A 9,520-nucleotide genomic window follows, 5' to 3' on the forward strand; every position below is an offset into this window, starting at 1 on the left:
GGCTTGCTGCGTATGGTTTTGCGGCAGGTCGTTTTATTTTTATGTTTACAACGTAACAGTGTTATGTTACATTAAATGTGTAAGGAGGGATTCGCGGTGACCGAACAGGAACTCATTTCGAAGAAAGATCTGCTGGAGCTTGCGGGGATATCCTACGGGCAGCTGTACCGGTGGAAGCGGAAAAACCTCATCCCGGAAGACTGGTTTATCCGAAAATCGACTTTTACCGGGCAGGAAACGTTTTTTCCGAAGCAGAGCATATTGGCGAGAATCGATAAGATCGTGAATATGAAGGAGGGCTTATCGCTCGACGAGCTGGCGGACGTCTTTTCGCCGAATTTGACGGAGACGGCGTTAACGCGGACGGAACTGGATCATCGTAACATTGTTTCGACAGAAACATTGCGTTGTTTCATCGAGCTGTATGGCGAGCCGCCGATCTACTCGTTTGACAAAATTTTGTTTCTCTATGTCGTCGATAAGCTGCTGCAAACGGGCGAGATGACACTGGAGGAGGGGAAGTCGCTGCTGCAGACGCTGACGGAGCATTATGCGAAGTTCGAAGGGAAGCCATTTGACATTATTTTTTTCCGTAAAATGGGTCTTTCCGGCTTCGCGCTCAAGAGCGCGACCGGCGAGCTGTACATGGAACCGAGAATTCGCGTGGTGAACCGGATTCCGGTTGCCGGCTGTATCGAAGAATTAAAACTGAAATTAACTTAGCGTACGGAGGTGCTTTATGGTGGAACAGGACAATCGCCGCGATTTGGTCATATCCGGCAGTGGAACTTCGGGTGGAGGTCAATATCGCGATGTGAAAATTAGCGGGGAAGGCAAAGTGTATGGCAATGTGGAGTGCAACCAGTTCAAGACGAACGGAAAAAGCGAAGTAAACGGCAGCGTCTTGGCAAGGATCGCACAAATTAACGGCTTATCGGTGATCACCGGCGATCTGAAAGCGGAGGAGGTGCGCGTCTTCGGCGACATGAAGCTGGAAGGGAGCGGCAAATACGGCGATTTCAAGTGCCGGGGCATCGCCCGGATTAACGGTGATTTGACGGGGGAAAACCTCGATCTTGAAGGCGAGATGACGGTGGACGGCGATTGCGAAGCAGAGGTGTTTTGCGCCAAAGGCGCGTTCGAGATCGAAGGGCTGCTGAATGCAGGGGTTGTCGATATTACGCTGTACGGCTCGTGCCGTGCGAAGGAAATCGGCGGCGAAATGATCAAGGTTGGCAAGCGAAACGGATTGCGCTCGCTGCTGTATCCGTTCTTGCCGGTGCTGGCGCTCAAGCTGACCGCCGATGTCATTGAAGGCGATGACATTTACCTGGTGAATACGAAGGCCAAGGTCGTGCGGGGCAAGCGCGTGACGATCGGGCAAGGCTGCGAAATCGAGCTCGTGGAGTACAAGGAGCAATTCGAGCCGCATCAAGGGGCGAAGATCAATGAGTCCAAGCAAATCTGAAGGCAGCCGCCTCGGCTTTGTCATTGCAGGCTTATTGATCGGGATACTGGTCGCCGCAATGGACAATACGATTGTAGCGACCGCGATGGGCACGATCGTCGCCGATCTCGGCGGACTCGACCAGTTCGTATGGGTTACGTCCGCCTATATGGCGGCCGAGATGGCGGGCATGCCGATCTTCGGCAAACTGTCCGACATGTACGGGCGCAAGCGCTTCTTCGTATTCGGACTGATCGTGTTTTTGCTCGGCTCGGTGCTGTGCGGAACCGCGCAGAGCATCGTGCAGCTCAGCATCTATCGCGCCATTCAAGGGATCGGCGGCGGGGCGCTGATGCCGATTGCTTTCACCATCGTATTTGACCTGTTCCCTCCGGAGAAAAGAGGGAAGATGGCCGGCATGTTCGGTGCGGTATTCGGCTTGTCGAGCATATTCGGGCCGCTGCTTGGCGCCTATATAACCGACTATACCGATTGGCGATGGGTGTTTTACATCAATTTGCCTTTAGGTTTGCTGTCGCTGGCTTTCGTTACGCTGTGTTACAAAGAAACTCCGGTCCATGCCAAGCAGAAGATCGATTGGCTTGGCGCCATGACGCTGGTTGGCGCGATATTGTGCTTGATGTTCGGCCTTGAGCTCGGCGGCGGTGAGTTTGCGTGGGACTCCATACCGATCCTCGGTTTATTCGCAGGCTTTGCGCTGTTGTTCGGCTTGTTTTTGATTGCCGAGAAGGCTGCCGAGGAACCGATCCTCTCGTACACCATGTTCCGCATTCGCTTGTTCGCCGCAACGAACGTGATCGCCTTGCTATACGGCGCTGCCTTTATCGTGGCTACGGTCTACATTCCGATATACGTGCAGGGCGTGCTTGGCGGGACGGCGACCCATTCGGGGCTTGTGCTGCTGCCGATGATGCTCGGCACCGTCGTTTCTTCACAGCTGGGCGGTTTCCTGGCGGGCTCCGGCAAGCTCAGCTACCGCGGCGTCATGATTTTGTGCTCCCTCATTTTCACCATTGGCATTTTGCTGCTTGGTACCTTGACGGTCGATACGCCGCGTTATTTGATCACACTGTTCATGATTATTGTAGGGCTCGGCACCGGCGCTTCGTTCTCCGTGCTCGGGATGGCGGGCATACATCACTTCGATATGCGGCAGCGCGGCTCGGCCAACGCGACCTTGGCTTTTGTACGCTCGCTGGGCATGACGCTTGGCATTACCGTGTTCGGCATCGTCCAGCGCCATTTGTTTGCCGGCGATCTGGAAGTCGCTATTGGGGAGGCGGGCGGGGCGGGGATGCGCATGAGCGACCCGCGGCAGCTGCTGTCGCCGGAGACCCGGAGCGGGATTCCAGCCTCAACGCTGGATGCCGTTACCGACGCGCTGTCCGGCTCCATCGCCCATACGTTTTTGTGGGCGCTTGTTCCGGCGGCGCTGACCATCGTGTGCGTGCTGTGGATGAGCAAGGAAAGGCTGAGCCCGATCCGGACGCAGCAGCCGGCGGAGGATGCCGTATCCGGGGCTTGACAGCCGCACGGAAGCTGACCGGGAGCGTGCATGCGCATCCGCAACCAGTAGCCGATCCGTCCAGGAAGACGGATTGGCTTCGTCCCGGTTCCAGGTTCACGCGCAAAAGACGCTTCATTCCGCTTGCATAGCGGATCGAAGCGTCTTTTTGGCATCGTTTGCTCTTGCTATGAGGCTAACCGGAGCAGCGAATGGCCCCGGTAAGCTGGAGTCGTTACATGAGCAGCTTATCGATAACTGCGCCGCCAAGGCATACTTCGCCGTCGTAGAACACGACGGATTGTCCCGGCGTAATCGCCTTTTGCGGCGTGTCGAAAGCGGCCTCGCAGCGGCCGTCCGGGCCGAACTGCACGGAGACGCCCTGATCCGGCTGGCGGTAGCGGAACTTCGCAGTGCAGCGCACTACCTTCGGTGGCTCTCCGGCAATCCAGTTCAGGTCGGTCGCAAGGAGGCCCTTCGAATACAGCGCCGGATGCTTCTCGCCCTGCACCACGTAGAGAATGTTGTTCTCCAGGTCCTTGCTGGCGACGAACCAAGGCTCCCCGGTGCCCGAACCGCCGATGCCGAGCCCTTGACGCTGCCCGAGCGTGTAGTACATCAAACCGTCATGGCGGCCTTTTACTTCGCCTTCGAGCGTACGCATATCACCGGGCTGAGCCGGCAAATAGCCGCCCAAAAACTCCTTGAAGTTGCGCTCGCCGATGAAGCATACGCCGGTGCTGTCCTTCTTCTTCGCGGTGGCCAGTCCGCCCTTCTCGGCAATGGCCCGCACCTCGGGTTTCGGAATATGACCGATCGGGAACATCGCCTTCGACAGCTGATACTGGTTCAGCGCATGAAGGAAATACGTTTGGTCCTTGTTCGCGTCCTGCCCGCGAAGCAGGCGGTATTTCCCGTCGACTTGATCGACGCGGGCATAGTGGCCGGTGGCGATATAGTCGGCGCCGAGCTCCAGCGCTTTTTGCAAAAATTCACCGAACTTGATTTCCCGGTTGCACATCACGTCCGGATTCGGCGTGCGTCCTTTGCGGTATTCGTCCAGGAAGTAGGAGAACACCTTGTCCATGTATTGTTTCTCAAAATTTACCGTATAATAGGGAATGCCGATCTGATCGCATACCCGGCGCACGTCCTCGGCATCTTCCTCCGCCGTGCAGTGGCCGAGCTCGTCCGTATCGTCCCAGTTTTTCATAAAAACGCCGATGACCTCGTATCCTTGCTCTTTGAGCAGCAGCGCCGAAACGGAAGAATCGACGCCTCCGGACATGCCGAGGACGACGCGCGGTTTGTTCGTCATTAGGTTCAACCTCACTTTGCATGCATAAGCTGGCTAGCTTGTTTTGTATTATACATCGGTTTGCTGCAATAATAAAATATTTCATCATTATGTCAAGGTTTTTCTCCCACAATACACGGATTTATGATAACATAGTAATGATACAAAAATGTATGAAATGTAAACGAGGTGCTTGCATTGAAAATTTCTACCAAAGGTCGCTACGGCCTGACCATCATGATGGAGCTGGCCACCAGATTCGGCGATGGCCCGACTTCATTGAAAAGCATTGCGGAAAAGCACGGACTGTCCGAGCATTACCTGGAACAGCTGGTTGCTCCGCTGCGCAATGCCGGACTGGTCAAAAGCATTCGCGGCGCCTATGGCGGATATATTTTATCCAAAGCGCCTGAGGAGCTTACCGCGGGCGATGTCATCCGCGTTCTGGAAGGGCCGATCAGCCCCGTCGATTTCACGGAAGAGGACGACCCGGCGAAGCGGGATTTGTGGGTGCGCATTCGCGACAGCATTGCGAATGTACTGGACTCCACCACGTTGTCCGACTTGATCAGCTATAAAGACGAAGGCAGCAAAGACAGCTATATGTTCTACATTTAACGAAACCGATTGTGGTGAATGCATTGGATTTTATTTATTTGGATCATGCCGCTACGACGCCGGTTCATCCGGACGTCGTCGAAGCGATGCTGCCCTACTTGACGGGTATATACGGAAACGCGTCCAGCACGCACCAAGCCGGGCGGGCTGCCCGGCACGCGCTGAACGAAGCGCGCGATCGCATCGCCGCTTTTGTCGGCTGCCGTCCCGCAGAGCTCGTATTTACGGGAAGCGGCACGGAGAGCGACAATATGGCGCTGCTCGGCGCTGCGGAAGCGGGCCGGTCGCGAGGCAAACATATTGTGACGACGCAGATTGAGCACCATGCGGTGCTGCATGCTTGCGAGCGGCTCGAACAGCTCGGCTATGAGGTTACGTATTTGCCGGTGGATCGCTGCGGGCAGGTCGCCGCAGCCGATGTAGAAGCGGCCATCCGGCCCGATACGAGCCTGATCAGCGTCATGTACGGCAACAATGAGGTCGGCACGCTTCAACCGATCGGGGAGATCGGCAAGCTGGCGCGAAGCAAAGGCATCTTGTTTCACGTCGATGCGGTGCAAGCGCTGGCGCATGTTCCGATCGATCTGAGCACGCTGCCGGTCGATCTGATGAGTTTTTCCGCGCATAAGTTGAATGGACCCAAAGGGGTCGGCGCTTTATATATAGCGAAGCACGTTCGTTTATCGCCGCTCATGTTCGGCGGCTCCCAGGAACGCAAACGGCGTCCCGGCACGGAGAATACGGCAGGTATTGCCGGTTTTGCCAAGGCCGTGCAAATTTTTGAGAGCAACAGGTATGAATCGCAACAAAAGATGGAAAAACTACGTCAGGAAATGGTGAATGAGCTGCGAATACGTTTGGGAGAGCACGCGTTTGTCATGAACGGTCATCCCACCGAGCGGCTTCCGCACATATTGAACGTGAGCTTTCCCGGAATATCCACGGAAACGATGCTGATGAACCTCGATCTGGCAGGGATCGCTGCAGCCAGCGGTTCCGCCTGCACCTCCGGTTCCCTCGAAGTGTCCCACGTCCTTCAAGCCATGCGGCTGCCTGAGGCAATAACGAATTCTGCCGTACGATTCAGCTTCGGCACGAACAACACCTTGGAGCAAGTAACCGCCGTCGTGCAAATCGTTGAAACGATCATGAACCGTTTGCGTAAATAAGGTAAACAAATGTTGATTTACACCCGCGTACGCAGCACACCCATTGGAAATTCATCTTTGAGTCAGGAGAGAATCTCTTTTGAAAAGAGCGCGGTATGTGATCGGGCTGCCGATCCTTTGCGTAGAAACCGGCAAGCATGCGGGCATCGCGAAGGATCTCCTGCTGAACGCCGAATGGCAGGTAGAGGCAATATTGCTCGAAATCAAGCATTGGTATTCCGATGCGAAATTCATTTCGCTTTCAGATGTCATCGCGATCGGCGAGGATGCCATCACGATTCCGAATCTGGACGTAGTGAAACCGTTTGTCGAGCAGTTGGAATGGACCGCTTTGCTCAGCGGGGACAACAAAGTGAAGGGAATGCCGATCATCACGGTGAACGGCCAGCAGCTTGGCGTCATCGAGGATGTTTATTTGGAGCCCAAATGGGGTAAACAGGTAATAGGCTATGAATTGACCGAGGGATTCATTTCGGATTTGAAGGAAGGGCGCAAGTGGCTTCCGCTCCCGGATTCGGTAAAAATCGGCGAGGACGCCGTTATTGTTCCCGTCGGCGCTTCCGAAGCGCTGCAGGAAATCTTCGAACCTTTAGAAGAATAGGGTGATCACTATGTTACGTTGTCCAAATTGCAATTCCAAAGATATCGGCAAGATCGGCTCTCATCAGTTTTACTGCTGGGGCTGCTTCATCGAACTGACCGTGAATGGCGAGAAAATGTCCGTTTATCAAGTAGAAGAAGACGGCACGCTGAGCTCGCTGGACGATTTGTTTTTTGAAGAAGAAATACCGCAAGTGCACGCGAACTAACCGGACGGTTCCTACACCGTGTCTGCCTTTTCGATGATCGGAATGGCGGGGGCGGTGTTTTTTTGCGTTTTCGAATGCTTGTTTTTTCTATTATATATATTCGCTGTCGGGCCGGGCTATGTCCGCGCGGAGCTGGATTAGAAAAATCAACTTGTACATATACTGTAAAAAGCGCATTTTCAAGGGGGAGGGCATGCTGTGGATCGGTTTACGAAAAACCATTTGTTCATCGGCATGGTTTATACGCTGCTCGGTTTGATCATCTTGTTTTTGCTGATCCAAATCAGGCCGATGATCTCCTGGGTGTATAACTTTTTGTGCGAAATCCTCACGCCGTTTATCGTCGCTTTGATCATCTCGTATGTGCTGAATCCGGTCGTCACGCTGCTCGGGGTGCGTAAAGTGCCGCGTACGGCCGCGGTGCTGCTGATCTACGCCGTGTTTATTACTTCATCGACCGTCGTGCTGATGAATGTGATTCCGATGCTCGTAAGACAGCTCAGCGAGCTGAACGAGCATATGCCCGATCTGGCGTTCAAGGCGCAGAGCGTTGTCGACGACTTGAACCGGGTCGAATTTTTGCCTGATAGCATCCGCAATGGAATCAATCAGTCGCTGGCTAAGCTGGAGAACGGAATTTCGCTGGCTGTAGCGGAATACATACGCGACATCGGCAACACGGTCGATACGCTGTTCTTGATCTTCATCATTCCTTTCGTGGCGTTCTATATGCTCAAAGATTTTCAACTGCTCGAGAATACGGCGCTTGCCATCGTGCCCAAGACGCGGCGCAAGCAAATCGTCACGATGCTCGTCGATATCGACACGGCGCTCGGCAACTATATCCGGGGGCAGTTTCTCGTATGCTGCATTGTCGGCGGACTGGCTTATATCGGCTATTGGCTGATCGGCATGCCGTATGCGCTGCTGCTTGCCTGCATCGTAGCCGTGTTCAACATCATTCCGTATCTCGGACCCTTTCTCGGAGCGGCGCCGGCTTTGGTCGTAGCGTCGACGCTGTCTTTCAAAATGGTGCTGTTCGTCATCATCGTAAATACGGCATGCCAGATTTTAGAGGGGAATGTCATTTCGCCGCAAGTGGTCGGGCGTTCGCTGAAAATGCACCCGCTCATCATCATTTTCGCATTGCTGGTTGGCGGGGAGCTGGCGGGCATTGTCGGGTTGATACTGGCAGTGCCGTTCTTTGCCGTCATGAAGGTGATACTGCAGCATGTGTTCACGTACTATGTGCATCGCCGTCCGACATAATGCGGAGAGGAGAAGGATTCAGATCTGTTTAAATCGACTTTTCCGCATATGCGCGTATCCGTCTCGATTGCAAAAGGATATGGATATGTGAGATATTGGATGTAGGATAGTCATTTAATGAAGGAGGAGTACTCTTGCTGCACTATGAATACGATCAAGAGCTCCTGTCGCTTGAAGAAAAGCTGGACGGGCAGGATATGGAGTTTTGCCTGCGGGTAAAGCGTCCGGATGCTGAAGTGGAGAAGGCGGTCAAGAAGATCAGGGATCACTTTAATGACAACGACGTGATAACGGACGTATTGTTTTACACGCATCATGGCGAAGAATATCAGTGGATCGTTCGGCATGATTACTATGTCGAGTTCGTCTTATGCTTATTTAAGCACCGGCTGCTTACGGCGATTCAATGGAGCGAGTAACCGCGAGCGCGCGGCGTTCTTTTAATGGAAAACATTATATGGAAAACATTATACTTGCTTTGCATCATTCAAATGTGATACATTGTTAGTCCGGTCGTTCACTAGGACATGCCGGGACACTTGTACGAAGACGATGTGTAAGCTCTGATCTTGCTAGGTTGACTTCAAGAATGGAAGACAGGTTGCGCTTGCGGAAAAGTGACTCATGTGTTATGTTGTGTTTCGGCGATCTGGAAGGATTGGCGGAAAGCTTTTGAACAATGACGATTTGTAAGTTCTGATCTTGCTAGGTTGACTTCAAGAATGGAAGACAGGTTGTGCTTGCGCGAAAGTAACAAATGTGTTATGTTGTGACTCGGCTGTCCGGAAGGACTCTGATCTTGTTAGGTTAACTTCAAGAATGGAAGACAGGTTGCGCTTGCGTGAGAGAAACAAATGTGTTATGTTGTGACTCGGCTGTCCGGAAGGATAAGCGAGGACTTGAACGAAGACGATGTGTAAGCTCTGATCTTGCTAGTTTAACTTCAAGAATGGAAGACAGATTGTACTTGCGTGAGAGAAACAAATGTGATATGTTGTGATCCGGCTGGTCGAGAAGATGATGCCGAAACTTGCGAAACAAAAGAACGAAAAAAATGCTTGCTTTTTAAAAGCGAGTGTGGTAAATTTCGATCTTGTCGCTGCTAACAGCGGCTGATGCAAACGATCACGAATTGCCCTTTGAAAACTGAACAACGAGTGAGTGAAATAGAGAATGCAAATTCTCGCTAGCAGTAAATTTTGAGCTCAATCAGCTTACATTATAGCGAACATAATCTTCGGATTATGCGAGCAATTTGTATCCAATTCGGTCTTCGGTCCGAAAAAGATACCTTAATGGAGAGTTTGATCCTGGCTCAGGACGAACGCTGGCGGCGTGCCTAATACATGCAAGTCGAGCGGACCCTTCGGGGTTAGCGGCGGACGG

General features: G+C 53.1%; 10 protein-coding genes and 1 rRNA gene. 10 read left to right on the forward strand and 1 reads right to left on the reverse strand.

Going from position 1 to position 9,520, the window contains the following annotated elements; translation table 11 throughout:
• Positions 1-96 precede the first annotated feature (96 nt).
• The 3 genes from KXG62_RS16395 to KXG62_RS16405 are packed head-to-tail and all read left to right on the forward strand — an operon-like array spanning position 97 to position 2,993.
• Positions 97-723: a YhbD family protein gene (locus tag KXG62_RS16395; protein WP_246627481.1), complete on the forward strand. Its 627-nt coding sequence runs from the start codon at positions 97-99 to the stop codon at positions 721-723.
• 16 nt (positions 724-739) lie between these two features.
• Complete coding sequence (locus KXG62_RS16400; protein ID WP_218093069.1) at positions 740-1,468, forward strand: bactofilin; 729 nt, start codon at positions 740-742, stop codon at positions 1,466-1,468.
• The gene (locus KXG62_RS16405) at positions 1,449-2,993 is read left to right on the forward strand and encodes an MDR family MFS transporter (protein WP_218093070.1); all 1,545 of its coding nucleotides are present in this window, start codon (positions 1,449-1,451) and stop codon (positions 2,991-2,993) included. Before KXG62_RS16400 ends, KXG62_RS16405 begins: the two co-directional genes overlap by 20 nt.
• Before the next feature lie 214 nt (positions 2,994-3,207).
• Here KXG62_RS16405 and mnmA read toward each other — a convergent pair whose 3' ends face one another.
• Positions 3,208-4,290: a tRNA 2-thiouridine(34) synthase MnmA gene (gene mnmA, locus KXG62_RS16410; protein WP_281426846.1), complete on the reverse strand. Its 1,083-nt coding sequence runs from the start codon at positions 4,288-4,290 to the stop codon at positions 3,208-3,210.
• 177 nt (positions 4,291-4,467) lie between these two features.
• Between mnmA and cymR the strand changes: the two genes are divergently transcribed.
• The 7 genes from cymR to KXG62_RS16445 all read left to right on the forward strand — a co-directional run.
• The gene (cymR, locus tag KXG62_RS16415; protein ID WP_218093072.1) at positions 4,468-4,887 is read left to right on the forward strand and encodes a cysteine metabolism transcriptional regulator CymR; all 420 of its coding nucleotides are present in this window, start codon (positions 4,468-4,470) and stop codon (positions 4,885-4,887) included.
• Positions 4,888-4,910: 23 nt separating this feature from the next.
• Positions 4,911-6,056: a cysteine desulfurase family protein gene (locus tag KXG62_RS16420; RefSeq protein WP_218093088.1), complete on the forward strand. Its 1,146-nt coding sequence runs from the start codon at positions 4,911-4,913 to the stop codon at positions 6,054-6,056.
• Positions 6,057-6,135: 79 nt separating this feature from the next.
• The gene (locus tag KXG62_RS16425) at positions 6,136-6,657 is read left to right on the forward strand and encodes a PRC-barrel domain-containing protein (RefSeq protein ID WP_218093073.1); all 522 of its coding nucleotides are present in this window, start codon (positions 6,136-6,138) and stop codon (positions 6,655-6,657) included.
• 10 nt (positions 6,658-6,667) lie between these two features.
• Positions 6,668-6,865 (forward strand): hypothetical protein, encoded by a 198-nt coding sequence (locus KXG62_RS16430; RefSeq protein ID WP_218093074.1) that lies wholly within the window; start codon positions 6,668-6,670, stop codon positions 6,863-6,865.
• 198 nt (positions 6,866-7,063) lie between these two features.
• The gene (locus tag KXG62_RS16435) at positions 7,064-8,134 is read left to right on the forward strand and encodes an AI-2E family transporter (protein ID WP_218093075.1); all 1,071 of its coding nucleotides are present in this window, start codon (positions 7,064-7,066) and stop codon (positions 8,132-8,134) included.
• Between the two features lie 134 nt (positions 8,135-8,268).
• Entirely contained in the window at positions 8,269-8,553 is a 285-nt protein-coding gene (locus KXG62_RS16440; protein ID WP_218093076.1) for a hypothetical protein, read from the forward strand.
• 873 nt (positions 8,554-9,426) lie between these two features.
• Positions 9,427-9,520, forward strand: a 16S ribosomal RNA gene (locus tag KXG62_RS16445); the annotation flags it as partial.

It is taken from the genome of Paenibacillus solanacearum (assembly GCF_910593845.1).
Taxonomy (GTDB): domain Bacteria; phylum Bacillota; class Bacilli; order Paenibacillales; family NBRC-103111; genus Paenibacillus_G; species Paenibacillus_G solanacearum.

Coding starts and splice junctions, on each gene's coding strand:
- mnmA (WP_281426846.1), bottom strand. CDS start 4,290: ATGACGAACAAACCGCGCGTCGTCCTCGGCATGTCCGGAGGCGTCGAT.
- KXG62_RS16400 (WP_218093069.1), top strand. CDS start 740: ATGGTGGAACAGGACAATCGCCGCGATTTGGTCATATCCGGCAGTGGA.
- KXG62_RS16430 (WP_218093074.1), top strand. CDS start 6,668: ATGTTACGTTGTCCAAATTGCAATTCCAAAGATATCGGCAAGATCGGC.
- KXG62_RS16405 (WP_218093070.1), top strand. CDS start 1,449: ATGAGTCCAAGCAAATCTGAAGGCAGCCGCCTCGGCTTTGTCATTGCA.